The sequence below is a fragment of the Neobacillus sp. DZ-9 genome (assembly GCF_059587065.1).
The window spans coordinates 92,640-106,835 of the sequence record NZ_JCAIOL010000012.1; the positions used below are offsets into that span (position 1 = coordinate 92,640).

A 14,196-nucleotide genomic window follows, 5' to 3' on the forward strand; every position below is an offset into this window, starting at 1 on the left:
AAGGTTGGACTCTATTTAATCAAACGTTTGATTAGTTTTCTTCATGTGTAAGCTCCTTTAATCAAACGTTTGATTAGTTTTTCTATAATCCCTCTTTGAGACCAGATGGAATCCTCACGATAAAGGTGCTTCCCTTTCCAATCTCGCTCGATACTTTGATGGTCCCTTTATGGGTATCCACAATCCACTTGGCAATGGAAAGTCCCAATCCATGTCCGCCCATTTGCCTGGAGCGCGACTTATCGGAACGGTAAAACCGCTCGAAAATTCGCTTGATATCCTCGCGCTCGATACCGATTCCAGTATCCTGAACTGCTATGCCTAACTCCTGTCCTTCTCCTGAAAGGAATAACTTAACTTTCCCGTCATTTGGCGTGTATTTAATAGCGTTGTCTAATAGAATATATAAAAGCTGCGAGAGCCGATCGGGGTCTCCCACCGCCAACAGTGCTGCTGGTGATTCCAGGCTTAGCGAAATTTGTTTAGCCGCAGCTAGCGGACTTACAGATTCCAAGGCTTTATCTGCAAATGGACGAAAATCAAAGGTTTCTGTTTTCAGTTCGAATGTATTCGAATCAGACCTAGCGAGAGTCAAAAGATCACTAACCAAATGGGTCATCCACTTTACTTCCTGCCTCATATTCGTAAGCATTTTCCCAGAAAAGCCCTCTTTTTGCGGTTCAATCGTCATTTCCATCGCATCAATCGATGATAGCAGAACACTTAAAGGTGTCCTCAGTTCGTGAGAGGCGTCTGCGACAAATTCCCTCTGCCTTGAAAAGGCTCCGCTGATCGGAACCATCGCTCTTTTCGACATGGACGTACTAATTGCGATTGCAATTCCGAAAAAGATCCCACCTAGTGCAACTAGAATAATGAGAACCCAGTGAAACAATTGATAGACAAATGATATGTCTTTTCCTGCATAAAGCTGACCAATGAATTGGCCTTTATAATAAATGGGCTTACTGGCAATGATCAAGCGGATATCCTCATTCGCTGCAGGAGGATGGAATTCGCCTTTATTGCCCCTGCTCTCCATACGCAGAGTTTTCTTTTGTACATCATTTTGATGACCTTCCCGCAGTATGCGGAGGATGTCGGGCCGGATGCCACGATTAGCTTCATGTCCCATCATCACTTCGCCATTAGCGCCTACTACATAATAGAAATATTGATTTACTCCAGCGAAGATAACCTCTTGAGTTTGCAAGTCATGCAAATCCGTTTGATTATTTTTCAATAAATATTCTTCAATGTAGGAGGCTTCCTGATTTACTAAAGTTTGAATCTCCTTTTCTTGATTTTGCATGATTACAAGATGGAGCACAAAATACACGATGAAGATAAAAAGGATGAGAAATAACATTAAAATTCCGCTATAAATCCGAGTAAGTTTGCCTTGTGTACTCTTAAAGACATCCTTTTCCCTATGGCTGGTAACTGAGCGAATGAATGATAATGGGTTAAGATTCAAATTTATACCCTACCCCTCTAATGCTTTGCAGCCGTTCTTGTTTTCCAAGCGGAACCAGCTTTTTGCGGATCAATTTGACAGTCGCATCAATCGTTTTCATGGCCACATCCGCATCAAAGCCCCAAATTCGCTCGAGTATGACCTCGCGTGGCAGGACTTGTCCCTTATTTTGCACCAATAAATCCAAAAGCTGAAATTCACGGGGACTTAATAGAATCTCCTTTCCCCTTGAATGTACGACGTGGCTCATCCGATTCAGAATCAAATCTTCCATTTCGACTTCTTCTTCTAAAATTGGAGCATAGTTGCGGCGGGAAAGTGCCCGCAACCGAGCCAGCAGCTCGTCAATTTCAAACGGTTTGACGAGATAATCATCTGCACCGGAATCCAGTCCTTCGATTCGATCCTGAACTGAATCCTTTGCCGTTAACATGAGGATTGCACCGGAATAACCGTTTTTTCTTAAGCGCCTGCAGATCTCTAATCCGCTCCCGTTTGGCATCATCCAGTCCATAATTATGACATCATAAGGTAAGGAGGTGGAATAATAATAAGCATCTTCTCCTTCTTGAACCCACTCAACCTTGTATCCAGCTTTCTTTTTTAACATATATACAATTAATTCACCTAGGCGTGAATCATCTTCTGCTAGTAAAATATTCATTTGCTAAGACTCCTTAAAGAGTTTTTTCTATACAACTAAAACCTAACTTAGCAAGCTTAAAATTAACTTAAAAAGAGCACCTCATCCTCAGGTGCTCTTTGTTCTACTAAATTGTTACTTTTTCATTTTTTAATTTTTCAATTTCATTATTTAATTCTTCATCGTTAATGAAATTATCATAGGCTGTATCAAATTGTGCTAAAGGTGCGGCGAGTTGGCTTCCTGCTTGTACTTCCGCTTCCATTAACAAAATCCGCTCTTCGGCACGAGCTACCCCTCTTGCAATCGTGTCAGTTTGGAAGGAAACAGTTGCTTTCTGAATTTGTTTCATAGATTGTGCCACATTAGCACGAGAGGCTAATACGATTTTCTTTTGCTGCATTTGGTTGTATGTTTCTTTCAACTGGTCCAATTTTTCAACTAAGATTTTCGTCTGTGTTTTTACAGCCTCATATTGTTCTTGATAGAGAGCGACCTGCTTTTCTAGGGTGAGTTTTTCCTGCACGGCCAGTTTTGCCATTCCCTCTTCACCCTTTTCTATTGCCAGCTTCGCCTGGCGAGTACGCTTGTCCACTAAAGCCTGCGTTTCAGATATAAGTGCCGCTTGTTTTTTTTCTACAAAAATTTGTCGGGCTAATGCTTTTTGACCTTTTGCAATTTCTTGCTCCATTTCTCTCGAATATTCATTTAACATCGCAATCGGATCTTCGATTGTGTCTAATAGTCCGTTAACCTCTGCCATTGCAATTGTTTTTACTCTTCTAAAAATACCCATTTTATTCAGTCTCCTTTTTAGTAATGATATTTTTTTCCCATTGGTCTAAAATCGCTGCATTTTGATTGATGACCGGTGTATGTGAACCCACAATAGATGTGTCTATAAACTGTTTCATTGAAGAAGTTTTTGCTTTTTTTCTAAGCCATCTTACTAGTAGAGCGAGGACAGCTAGTCCAATAATAAGGGTAAGCCATGGGAATCCGCCTTCATGGTGCGGGCCGTTCATGTACTGGTGGTGACCGAAATCTCCGCCTCGTGGTCCCATTCCTTCATGGACTTGTCTATGTGGACCTCTGGCAAAATCACTCTGCCTTCCTAAAAGAAAGTGGAGTACATTGATCACCAAAACTGAACCGGCAATGATGATACCCCAGAAAACTACTTTATTCTTTTTCATATATTTTTCCTCCTTTCGTTCCTTGATGTTATGAATTCTAATAGAGTTTGGTGAAAACTTGGTGAAAGGAAAGCTAGTTATGGAATTCTTTTTGAAAAAAATAAAATATGAAAGTCGGATTCTACAAAATCGTGGAGGGATTCTACAATTTTATGGGTACTTCCTACAAATTTGAGTAGGTATTCTACAAAATTTAAGCCTTATTCTACAATTGGGTTATATTCTTTTAATTCGAAGGTGGGATTCTACAAAATCGTGGAGGGATTCTACAATCTTATGTGTACTTCCTACAAATTTGAGTAGGTATTCTACAAAATTTAAGCCTTATTCTACAATTGCAATTATATTCTTTTAATAGAAAGTGGGATTCTACAAAATCGTGGAGGGATTCTACAATCTTCTAGGTACTTCCTACAAATTTGAGTGGGTATTCTACAAAATTTAAGCCTTATTCTACAATTGCGATTATATTCTTTTAATTCGTATATGGGATCCTATAAAATCGTGGAGGGATTCTACTAATTCCCAATCCATATTCTACAAATAAAAAGGACCCTCCCGATTTACGGAAAAGTCCTTGAGTGCTGCCTGGCACCATTAACGTACTGTTTCTACACTCTTTGCTTTGGCAATTTCTGCGGCCACATCAACAATCATGTCCTCTTGGCCGCCGACCACCTTACGTTTGCCCAACTCTATTAAAATATCACGTGAATCAATGCCGAACTTGGATGCCGCCCGTTTCGCATGAAGCGCAAAGCTTGAATAAACGCCTGCATAACCAAGCACAAGACTGTCTCTTGTAATCTCTTGTGGAGTTTTTAAAATTGGTGCGACAATCTCTTCTGCCAAATCCATTATTTTATAAACATCTACACCTGTTTTGATACCCATCCGGTCAAGCACGGCAACAAGCACTTCAGTTTGCGTATTACCCGCCCCGGCGCCTAAACAGCGGACACTTCCATCGATTCTAGTAGCGCCTTCTTCAATCGCCACCAAAGTGTTGGCCATTGCAAGAGAAAGGTTGTTATGACCGTGGAAACCAATGTTAACACCGACATGCTGTTTCAAGGCCCTGATGCGCTCACGGACCCCATCAGGAAGCAAGGCGCCAGCAGAATCTACTACATACACTGAGTCTGCTCCATAGCTTTCCATTAATTTTGCTTGCTCTACTAATTTATTAACTGGTGCCATATGGGACATCATCAAAAATCCGACGGTTTCCATCCCTAGTTCTTTCGCAGCATGAATATGCTGCAGGGAAACGTCCGCTTCCGTTACATGGGTGGCCACACGCGCCATCTTTGCCCCTAATTTCGCTGCTTCCTTTAGATCCTTAACCGTGCCAATTCCAGGCAGGAGAAGAACGGCAATTTTAGCCTTGTCTGCAACAGAAACAGCCGCCTCAATTAATTCCAGTTCATTTGTTCGGGACAGTCCATACTGTAGGGATGAACCTGCTAAACCGTCACCATGGGATACTTCAATATACGGAACGCCTGCATCATTTAATGCTTTTGCTACCTTTAAAACCTGGTCAACTGTAAATTGGTGGGCAATGGCATGGCTGCCATCCCTTAACGCTACTTCTGTGATAAAAATATCTCGGGCATTTGTCATTGTGTTGTTCTCCCCTTTCTATTAAACTAGCTGATTCGCTTTTAAATTTTTCGCAAACTCTTCTGCTACCTTTACGCCTGCGGCTGTCATAATGTCCAGGTTGCCGGAGTATTTCGGCAGGTAGTCACCCGCGCCTTCAACTTCGATAAAAATGGTCACCTTATTGCCATCAAAAATGGGTTCGGTACGTAAGCGATATCCAGGCACGTAAGACTGAACTGCTTTTTCCATTTCTTTAATAGATTGGGTGATTTTCGCTTCGTCCATCGTTCCTTCTTCTACAAGGGTATACACGGTATCACGCATTAATATTGGCGGTTCAGCAGGGTTAAGGATAATGATTGCTTTTCCTTTCTTCGCCCCTCCTACTTCTTCGATTCCTCGTGATGTCGTGACCGTAAATTCATCAATATTGGCGCGTGTTCCTGGTCCGGCACTGCGGCTGGAGATGGTTGCTACAATTTCCGCATACTCTACTGGGCTTATGCGGTTAACCGCATGAACCATTGGAATAGTCGCCTGACCGCCACATGTAATCAGGTTGATATTCTCCGCTTCAATGTTTGATCCCATATTTACCGATGGAACGACAAATGGTCCTCTTGCTGCCGGAGTCATATCAATCACTTTTTTCCCAGCTTCTTTTAGTAGCTTTGCATGACGGATGTGGGCTTTTGCTGAGGTGGCATCAAAGACGATATCTGCTAATTCAGGCTGTTCTAGAAATCCTTCTAATCCTGTATCGATAGCTGTGTATCCTAATTCTTTGGCACGTAGCAATCCATCCGATTCAGGGTCAATACCAATGACAGTCGTCAGCTCCAAAATTTCCGAGCGCCCTAATTTAATCATGAGATCGGTTCCAATATTACCTGAACCAAGAATGGCAACTTTTACTTTTGACATGTTCGTTCTCCTCCTTTAATTTCTAAAAATAATTTATGTAACCCAGCCTACGCGAGCGCAGGTTGGGTTTTATATCCCATATTTGTTGAAATCACTAATGCTGCCTGTTTAATTTCTTTAATCACTTCAGCCAACTTGTCTTCGTTAAGCCTTATTTTTGGTGAGGCACAGCTAATGGCGGCAATGACCTTCCCTTGATGATTAAAAATAGGGGAGGCTACACATTTGAGACCTAATTCGATTTCTTCATCATCGACAGAATAGCCCTGCTCCCGAATGGTTTGAAGCTGTTTTTTTATCTCAGCTTTGTCCGTCAGGGTATACTCGGTAAACGATTCCAAATCCTCGTTCGCTAAAAGTCTATCTATCTCTTCTTCCTCTTGAAAGGCAAGAATAGATTTCCCTACACCTGTACAGTGGATTGGAGCTCTTTTACCGATTTGTGAGTAAATTCTTAAGGAACGGGGGCCATCCAATTTTTCAATATAAATGACTTCACCGCGTTCAAATACAACAAGGTGGACGGTTTCCATAAGTGATTCGACTAGTTCTTTCATGATTGGTCGAGCAATTTTTCCAATATCAAATTGATTGCTTACTTTGTTTCCAAGCTCGAAAAGCTTTAAGCCAAGCTTATATTTCAAATCATCAGGTTTCTGTTGAAGATACCCTCTATATTCAAGGGTTTTGATGATTCCATGAATCGTACTTTTTGAAAGACCGAGCTTTTCACTTATTTCTTTTACACTGAGTTCTTGATTGGAGGCCAAAAACAATTCAAGGACGTCTGCTGCTCTTTCGATGGATTGAATATATCGTTCAGCCATAATTTATCCCTCTCTATTCGACATTATCGAACGCTGTTCGTAAATTTTCAACTTATGTCTTTATAGTAACTAGCGGGCAATATATCTGTCAATTCAGAATTATAATTTTTCAAAAAAAAAGACGCTTCCGCCAATTCGTGGTGGAAAGGTCTTTAAAGTTTTTTTATTTTGATAATAAAGCTAACACTGTATCTAAAATTACATTTACACCTTTTTCGCAATCTCCCCAAGTGGTTAGTTCCTCTTCGCAATGGCTTTTTCCGTTAATGCTTGGAACAAACAGCATGGCAGTAGGGACGTAGCTGGCGATGAACTGAGCATCATGGCCGGCGCCGCTGACCATTCGTTTATTGGAATAACCCAATGAGTTTGCAGATTGTTCTAATTGGCTGCAGATTTCCGGTGCAAACCAAACAGTGTCACGATCCCAAAGCTTGGTCGTTTTAATCTCACAGCCCTCATTATCTTTAAAATTTGCCAATCCCTGAATGAAATCTTTGACGGTACCGACGATTTCCATATCTTTGTGCCGTGCTTCAAGAGTGAAGACCACTTTATTTGGAATGACAGTGTGGATGCTTGGGTACACGTTTACTCTTCCAATCGTAAAGACCAAGTCAGGATCTAAAGAACCTAAACGTGTGCGGATTTCATTGATTAAATTATTGGTGGCAAAAAGGGCATCCTTTCTCATATCCATTGGAGTCGTACCGGCGTGGTCGGATTCTCCTGTCACTTCAATCTCATAGCAAGCCATCCCTACGACGCATTCGACGACACCAATCGTAAGCGCTTCCTTTTCAAGGATTGGCCCTTGTTCGATATGTAGCTCTAAAAAGGCGGTAGCTTCTTTCAGACGGTTGGCTGCTTCCCCTTCATAGCCAATCGATTTAAGCGCTTCTTCAAATGTAATTCCGTCAGCATCTTTCTTTTTCAGCATGACAGACTTGTCAAACTTGCCTGAGAGCACACCTGAAGCCATCATCGAAGGCTCAAATCTTGCTCCTTCTTCATTCGTAAAGTTGACAATAGTAATCGGAATCTGCGGCTTGATGTTATTTTCCACTAATGTTCTCACCACTTCAAGCCCAGTAACAACACCTAAGACACCATCAAAGCGGCCGCCTTTTTTGACGGAATCAAGATGAGAGCCAATTAGAATCGGAGGCTTATTTTCCGTGCCCTCTAGTGTGGCATACATGCAGCCCATGTCATCCACCTTAACTGTCAAGCCTAATTCCTCGCAGCAGGTCCGAAAATAGTCTCTTACACGGCGGTCTTCCTCTGTTAATGACAGGCGTGTGACCCCATTATTTTCTGTGCGTCCAAAGTCGGCGAACCGTTCCAGTTCCCTTTGCAGTCTTTCCCCATTAATCAATAACTTTTGTTTCTGCATTTAAAACACTCCCTTTTAGAAAATGAGTTCAACTATTTTCTTTTAATGTTTATAAATCTCATAGAGCACAAAAGCGGGAAAATTCAGTCATTTTAATCATATCTTGAACGTCCTTCATTTGTCACTAGACAAAATATCAAATCCTTCACGCCAATTGTTTTATAGTTTGTATGATTCACAGTACACGCACAAAAAAACACCCAGCATACAGCCGGTTGTCCACTGAGCATGCACAAATGTCCACGAATGGTGCCTGACACCATTTTTAATCACTTGTAAAGCCAGTAAATCCCATGGATGAGGTTGAGAAGGATTCATCCCATTTTTGTTTTCGTTGTTTGTGCTGGGCGGATTTTAGGTCGGCGCATAGACGGGTGATATCAACCTTTTGATCATAATGCCATTCCAGTGCGATGGAGGCATATAGTTCATTGAGCTGGGCATAAGAAAAGTCCGTTGTTGCCTCGATGACTTCCTGAATTTCTTCCTCGGAGAGGATACGATCGATTTCTTTGCGAACCAAATACTGATGACGAAGCTCCTTCGTTGGTAATTTGATCTCATAAGCACGGTCAAATCGGCCGGAGCGGTTCATCAGTGCAGGGTCAATCTTTTCCGGATAGTTTGTCGTCCCAATAAGGAAAATCCCCTCTTTTGAAGTCGCCCCATCCAAAATATTCAAGAAAACAGACCTAACACTTGCTGGCATGGAGTCGATATCCTCAATCACCAATACCATTGGCGTCAATTTTAAAACAGACGTGAACACCTCTTTAATCGTATAGCTCGAGGTAAATTCGGTAATCTGCCAATAGGCGACAGGCGCGTTAATGCTGCTGGCAATGGATTTCACAAGTGTTGTCTTTCCATTCCCAGGCTTTCCGTATAAAAGAATCCCCCGCTTGTAGGGAATTTCATAGGTTTTGAAAAACTCGCCGCTTTCGGAGAAGAATTGGTCAATCGAACGATAGATTTCTTTCTTTAATGATTCCTCTAAAAAGACATCTTCTCGGGTTACTAAGCTAGTAATGCTTTCAATCTCGGTTTCCACACCATCATCCGTGTCTGTGAAAACCGTGACGTAATTTTTGATATATTCCCGTTTTCTCTTCAGAACATATTTCAGAAACGACATTAAACAAGCATCATTTTTGGCAAAAATGAGATCCCGGTCCATATCCCCGTCACTTTGAAAAATCATCACTCTCGATAAGGCCACTTCGTAGTTCGGATAATAGTAAAGCCCGTTTTCAACCCTAGGTTTTACAATGAACTCCATCGTTTTATCAGTATGGTTCGACGAAATCGTTTTCGTCTCGCCTTCCTTATAAATATAGCTAATCAGCTGTAATTCCGTAGATTCCTCTTTTAAGTCTTCCTCGAGGATGTCCCAAATTTCATTGGAGGTATCTGAATCAGAGTACATTTGAAATTCGATGCCAGTTTCAGCTAAAAGCTTTTCTTGAATAGTAGAAACAATTTTGCCAAAGTCATAATAATATGGCAAGGCTTCTCGGTCTATTTCTCCTATTTGAAAAAGAACATTATTATTTTTCATTCAGTTCTCCTTTTTAAAAAATATACACCTTTATTATCCCTCTATTAAGCTAATAGTCTAGTGGATGATTTTAGCATCTCATTCCTCTACGATTGGAATAAAAATCTTTTCAAATTGATAGTCCCAATCCGCTTCTTGAATCTTAATGACAGATGCATTTTCTACTGGTTTAAAGTTCGTAAGTGACTCAATAGGCCAATTCATTAGGAAAGTAAGAAACATCTGAATAAAGGCCGCATGTGTGACAATCACTACATTTTCGTACCGTCCCTGCTGCTTCGCGCGTTCTAGGACGGTGTTCATAAACATGGTCGCGCGCAGGTACACATCTGCTAATGATTCTCCATTTTGGTAGCGGAAATAAAATTGTCCTGCTGCTTTAAATTCCTTCTTTGCCTCCGGAGTGCGATTGTTAAAATCGTATAAATTTCCAAACTCCCACTCTCTTAGCAGCGGATTCTGGAAAAATGAAACTTGCTCAGGCAGTAACGAATGAATCGCCTGCGCCGTTTGCATTGTCCGTAAATAGGGAGAACAAAATAGGACAGACTTTTCATTTACTATCTCTTTCATAAATTCAGCTGTCAATTGTGCTTGCTTATGGCCGACCTCGGTCAAACTATGCTGGGAATCATGAGTATGTGCCATCAAGAATTTGTCCACATTATGCTCTGCTTCTCCATGGCGAATTAGATAAATATTCATATTCTCCACCCCTTATGTATTTAATCGCAATCTCGATTATCTTAAAATCTACTTTACCAAGTTCCTAATGATTGGTAAAGGAAGATGTCCAAATAATCTGAATTGTATATTTAAAAAACAAGGGAGCGACAGAATCCGCATTAAAAAACTGGATAGCTTTTAATTGACTATCCAGCTTTATTATTTATTATTTTTTATGCCTCAACGATATCAGGCTGTTGATATACTTCTGTTTCGAATTCACCTGTCGCTTTGCTGGTTAAGACTCCGGCAGTCATAGCTCCGCTGACGTTTAAAGCTGTGCGCCCCATGTCAATCAAAGGCTCAACAGAGATTAATAGACCGACAATCGCTACAGGCAGGTTCATGACGGATAGAACAATTAAGGCTGCGAAGGTGGCTCCTCCGCCAACACCTGCTACGCCAAATGAGCTAATGGCCACGACTAAAATAAGGGTTAGGATGAAGGATAGACTAGTAGGATCCACCCCAGCAGCTGGAGCAACCATTACCGCTAACATTGCTGGATAAATTCCAGCACATCCATTTTGACCGATGGTAAGCCCGAAGGAGCCTGCAAAGTTGGCAATTCCTTCAGATACGCCTAAATCCTTCGTTTGTGTTTTAATTGTCATCGGCAGGGTTCCGGCACTAGTCCTGGAAGTAAAGGCAAAGGTTAGGGTTGGTAATGCTTTTTTTACATAGTTATACGGACTTAGTTTTGCTAGTGTTAATAGCAATAAATGGACAATAAACATTATGATCAGTGCCACATAAGAGGCAATGACAAACTTACCTAACTTGGCAATGGCATCGTAATCACTTGTCGCTGCTACCCTTGAAATAATCGCAAGGATTCCATATGGCGTCAGCCGGAGAATGAGTGTTACTACCCTCATGGTTATCGAATAGAGAGTATCTATTATTCTCGCAAACGATTCTGCATGCTCTGATTCCCTTCGTTTTACCCCAAGATAAGCAATGCCAACAAAGGCTGCGAATATGACGACGGCAATGGTTGAGGTCGGTCTGGCACCGGTTAGGTCTTGAAACGGATTGCTTGGGATGAGTTCGATAATTTGCTGCGGCAGTGTCATGTTTTCTACACCCGCTACTCTTTCCTCTAACTGAGTATTCCGGGCTTTTTCGGCTGCCCCTTCTGTTAACTGAACACCATCAAGGTTGAATCCTAATGCTGACCCAATCCCAATGGCTGCAGCAATTGCAGTGGTTCCAAGCAGAATTCCTATCACTAGGAAACTGATTTTACCTATGTTTTTTGTTAATTTTAGTTTCGTAAACGCTCCAACAATGGATATGAAAACTAACGGCATGACGACCATTTGCAGCAGTTTTACATACCCGTTGCCGACAATGTTAAACCAATCCATTGAACCAGTGGTTACTTCGGATGTTGTTCCATAGATTAAATGAATGAGATAACCAAAAATAATACCTAAACCCAGCGCAGTAAAAACACGCTTTGAAAAGGAAACGTGCTTTTTTTGCATCATGAACAAACCAACCATGAGTAATACCAGAACGGCGATATTCACGATGATTAGAAAGGTATTCATATTGTTCCTCCTCAACATTTTGTGGAAATCACCAATCCATACATTCCCATCAAACAAGTCGGAATTTTAAAATGCGAATTTCATCAAACGTTTGATATCTAATGGATATGTAAGGTATTTGCTTTATATACCAAGCCTTTTGTACCATTTAATCAATCGCTTGATTAATTTTTCTGTAATATAGCAAATAGCAGACCTGGTATGCGTTCAGCCCCGTTTAATCAATCGTTTGATTAGTTTTTCTGTAACATGGGAAATAGCAGGCCCGGCATGCCTTCGGTCTCGTTTAATCAATCGTTTGATTAGTTTTCTGCAATTTGAAAACAAAGAGACTAGAAAGCCTTCTTAGCAGCTTCAGCTGTAAATCCGCTGATAAACGACTTATTATTAGTTTCTGAAACTTTTTATTTGCGAATCCGGGGCTTTTATTTTCGAATCGAGTAAAAAATCAATTCACCAACAATTTAAAATGAAAAAAACTGCCCCAAAAAGGACAGTCCTGATATCTATTTTGTCGATTCCCTAAGTTACAATGCTGGTTCCAGTTGTATCCTCACTTTTTCCGTTATAGGAATTCTGCCTTCGATCTTTCCAATTTATTTCAATACTTTCAAAAAAACTGATCCACTTTTTGGGAATCAGTTTTCTTGTTTCATATTCATTATCATTTGAATCATACCTTCAACTAGTGCAGGTACTTCCTCGAAAGCACTTTTCATATGGAGACGTTCTGTACGTTTATGTGCGTCTTTTCCAAGTGGACCGACATTTAAGACGGGGGCTTGGAGCTGTGTCATCTCAGCGAATGGGATGCTGTAGCTGCTGCCCCATACCGGGGTGTTTGCTTGGAAGGTAGTCCATCCTTCTCCTTCATCCCTATAATTCACATAGCTTAAATCGCTAATCCCATTGAAATAATGGATTTGTTTTACCGGCAAATCAAATTTTGTCAGCCCCTCCTTCTTTACGTAATCCACACATTGTTTCACGAGTTCATCCTCCGATGAATTGACCGCTGGATAATAAGGCGGTGCAAAAAGCAAGACAATAGCCGGCGCAAGCTCCTGGCACTGGATCATTAATGTATCGGCAATACGGAAGGATTTTTCCCGGTCATCCCACTCTTGGTTTGCATGAATGCCAGCCTTAATTGCTTCCACCTTTTTTTCCCCAAACTTTTGGGCAGCATGCTTTAATAGATCTTCATAACGTAACACACGCACGCTTCCAACCGGCTCTGCAGATAGTTCTTGGCAAACTCGCTTATATGCTCCGTTACAGGCCTCAGCAGCATCTTTGGCGACCTTTTCAAAAATCCTCATGATTTCATCTGCATTCCGCTTCATTAAAAACACATTATATAAGGCTGATGCCCGGTAAGGTGTTTGCACAGAATATTCCAGTTTTAAATCCTTTTGCTGAAGGGTGACAGGAAGAGGAGTAGTTTCACCCATTTCCTTTTCTTGCAGCATCGGATTCCATTCCATTCGCTGGGTTAAAAATGAGGCGATATACGGCGCTGTAATGCCGCTTAGCGGTTCACCGACATGCGTCTCTTTCCCATAAAAAAGTGCGGACGGCATGATTTTGCCGATTGAACCTGAGTAGACATAATAATTTTTATCACCCGGTTCCTGCGTAAATACGGGCTCCCCATTAAGGAAAAGTTTATAAGTGAGCTGATGCTCCTCCTTTAATTCCAAAAGCTTTGTCACTGCTGCACGCATTCCTGACGAGTTGACCTCCTCGTCCGGTACGGTCAACAGAAGAAGATTTATCGGCCATTCCTCGGCTGCAGCTTTTTCAATCATGCCCATATGCATGACAAGACCCATTTTCATATCCATCGTGCCTCTGCCGAATAGATATTCGCCTGATTGAAGATCGTTCCTAGCATCCTCCGGCAGTTCATTTTTTCTGGTCAGGAGGAGCTTGGTTAATTCTTCTGGCTGATAAGCGTATTCCTCAAGATCCCCATACTCTTCTGTATTCACGGTATCAAAGTGACTTATAAGGACGATGGTTTCCTTTGCACTTGGGTGTTTATATATTGCCGTTAAAAACCTCCGGCCCAGGTCGGCATCATGAAGTTCTAAATGATTAGGGTTCTCTCGAAAATAGGTTACTTCTGCGAGCTTTGCTTGTATTTTTGAAGGAAATTCTCTTTCTCCCTCCGTTAATGTCATGCTTTTCCAGCTCACTACTTCGCATAGGAGCCTTCGAAGCGCATCCGGCGTCCCCCATCTAAGTTGTTCCATTATATTAATACCCCTTTTAATTTTGTA

At 41.4% G+C, this 14,196-nt stretch carries 12 protein-coding genes; all 12 read right to left on the bottom strand.

Translation table 11 applies throughout. The features are described 5' to 3' along the window. Positions 1-82: 82 nt before the first annotated feature. The 12 genes from AC59HZ_RS26060 to AC59HZ_RS26115 all read right to left on the bottom strand — a co-directional run bounded on the left by AC59HZ_RS26060 (position 83) and on the right by AC59HZ_RS26115 (position 14,169). A complete protein-coding gene (locus tag AC59HZ_RS26060) occupies positions 83-1,477 on the bottom strand; it encodes a sensor histidine kinase (protein WP_496548672.1) in 1,395 nt (464 codons plus the stop codon). Next, entirely contained in the window at positions 1,467-2,141 is a 675-nt protein-coding gene (locus tag AC59HZ_RS26065; RefSeq protein ID WP_496548673.1) for a response regulator transcription factor, read from the bottom strand. Before AC59HZ_RS26065 ends, AC59HZ_RS26060 begins: the two co-directional genes overlap by 11 nt. 106 nt (positions 2,142-2,247) lie before the next feature. After that, the gene (locus AC59HZ_RS26070) at positions 2,248-2,916 is read right to left on the bottom strand and encodes a PspA/IM30 family protein (protein ID WP_496548674.1); all 669 of its coding nucleotides are present in this window, start codon (positions 2,914-2,916) and stop codon (positions 2,248-2,250) included. A gap of 1 nt (position 2,917) precedes the next feature. Next, positions 2,918-3,316 (bottom strand): hypothetical protein, encoded by a 399-nt coding sequence (locus AC59HZ_RS26075; protein ID WP_496548675.1) that lies wholly within the window; start codon positions 3,314-3,316, stop codon positions 2,918-2,920. Between the two features lie 597 nt (positions 3,317-3,913). Further along, entirely contained in the window at positions 3,914-4,942 is a 1,029-nt protein-coding gene (gene dmpG, locus AC59HZ_RS26080; protein ID WP_496548676.1) for a 4-hydroxy-2-oxovalerate aldolase, read from the bottom strand. Positions 4,943-4,963: 21 nt separating this feature from the next. Then, entirely contained in the window at positions 4,964-5,848 is an 885-nt protein-coding gene (locus AC59HZ_RS26085) for an acetaldehyde dehydrogenase (acetylating) (protein WP_496548677.1), read from the bottom strand. Positions 5,849-5,895: 47 nt separating this feature from the next. Next, complete coding sequence (locus AC59HZ_RS26090; RefSeq protein WP_496548678.1) at positions 5,896-6,675, bottom strand: IclR family transcriptional regulator; 780 nt, start codon at positions 6,673-6,675, stop codon at positions 5,896-5,898. A gap of 163 nt (positions 6,676-6,838) precedes the next feature. Beyond that, the gene (locus AC59HZ_RS26095) at positions 6,839-8,071 is read right to left on the bottom strand and encodes a Zn-dependent hydrolase (RefSeq protein ID WP_496548679.1); all 1,233 of its coding nucleotides are present in this window, start codon (positions 8,069-8,071) and stop codon (positions 6,839-6,841) included. A 265-nt stretch (positions 8,072-8,336) separates the two neighbouring features. Continuing rightward, entirely contained in the window at positions 8,337-9,629 is a 1,293-nt protein-coding gene (locus AC59HZ_RS26100; protein ID WP_496548680.1) for an ATP-binding protein, read from the bottom strand. A gap of 78 nt (positions 9,630-9,707) precedes the next feature. Continuing rightward, positions 9,708-10,334 carry a histidine phosphatase family protein gene (locus AC59HZ_RS26105; protein ID WP_496548681.1) on the bottom strand — a complete coding sequence of 209 codons (627 nt, stop codon included), beginning with the start codon at positions 10,332-10,334 and terminating at the stop codon, positions 9,708-9,710. A 194-nt stretch (positions 10,335-10,528) separates the two neighbouring features. Next, the gene (locus AC59HZ_RS26110; protein WP_496548682.1) at positions 10,529-11,911 is read right to left on the bottom strand and encodes an L-cystine transporter; all 1,383 of its coding nucleotides are present in this window, start codon (positions 11,909-11,911) and stop codon (positions 10,529-10,531) included. A 638-nt stretch (positions 11,912-12,549) separates the two neighbouring features. Then, the gene (locus AC59HZ_RS26115) at positions 12,550-14,169 is read right to left on the bottom strand and encodes a M20/M25/M40 family metallo-hydrolase (protein ID WP_496548683.1); all 1,620 of its coding nucleotides are present in this window, start codon (positions 14,167-14,169) and stop codon (positions 12,550-12,552) included. Positions 14,170-14,196: the final 27 nt, after the last annotated feature.

What these genes read in the sequence shown, in the direction of transcription:
- AC59HZ_RS26075 (WP_496548675.1), bottom strand. Translation starts at nt 3,316, where the DNA reads ATGAAAAAGAATAAAGTAGTTTTCTGGGGTATCATCATTGCCGGTTCA.
- AC59HZ_RS26100 (WP_496548680.1), bottom strand. Translation starts at nt 9,629, where the DNA reads ATGAAAAATAATAATGTTCTTTTTCAAATAGGAGAAATAGACCGAGAA.
- AC59HZ_RS26065 (WP_496548673.1), bottom strand. Translation starts at nt 2,141, where the DNA reads ATGAATATTTTACTAGCAGAAGATGATTCACGCCTAGGTGAATTAATT.
- AC59HZ_RS26095 (WP_496548679.1), bottom strand. Translation starts at nt 8,071, where the DNA reads ATGCAGAAACAAAAGTTATTGATTAATGGGGAAAGACTGCAAAGGGAA.
- AC59HZ_RS26105 (WP_496548681.1), bottom strand. Translation starts at nt 10,334, where the DNA reads ATGAATATTTATCTAATTCGCCATGGAGAAGCAGAGCATAATGTGGAC.
- AC59HZ_RS26115 (WP_496548683.1), bottom strand. Translation starts at nt 14,169, where the DNA reads ATGGAACAACTTAGATGGGGGACGCCGGATGCGCTTCGAAGGCTCCTA.
- AC59HZ_RS26085 (WP_496548677.1), bottom strand. Translation starts at nt 5,848, where the DNA reads ATGTCAAAAGTAAAAGTTGCCATTCTTGGTTCAGGTAATATTGGAACC.
- AC59HZ_RS26110 (WP_496548682.1), bottom strand. Translation starts at nt 11,911, where the DNA reads ATGAATACCTTTCTAATCATCGTGAATATCGCCGTTCTGGTATTACTC.
- AC59HZ_RS26070 (WP_496548674.1), bottom strand. Translation starts at nt 2,916, where the DNA reads ATGGGTATTTTTAGAAGAGTAAAAACAATTGCAATGGCAGAGGTTAAC.
- dmpG (WP_496548676.1), bottom strand. Translation starts at nt 4,942, where the DNA reads ATGACAAATGCCCGAGATATTTTTATCACAGAAGTAGCGTTAAGGGAT.
- AC59HZ_RS26090 (WP_496548678.1), bottom strand. Translation starts at nt 6,675, where the DNA reads ATGGCTGAACGATATATTCAATCCATCGAAAGAGCAGCAGACGTCCTT.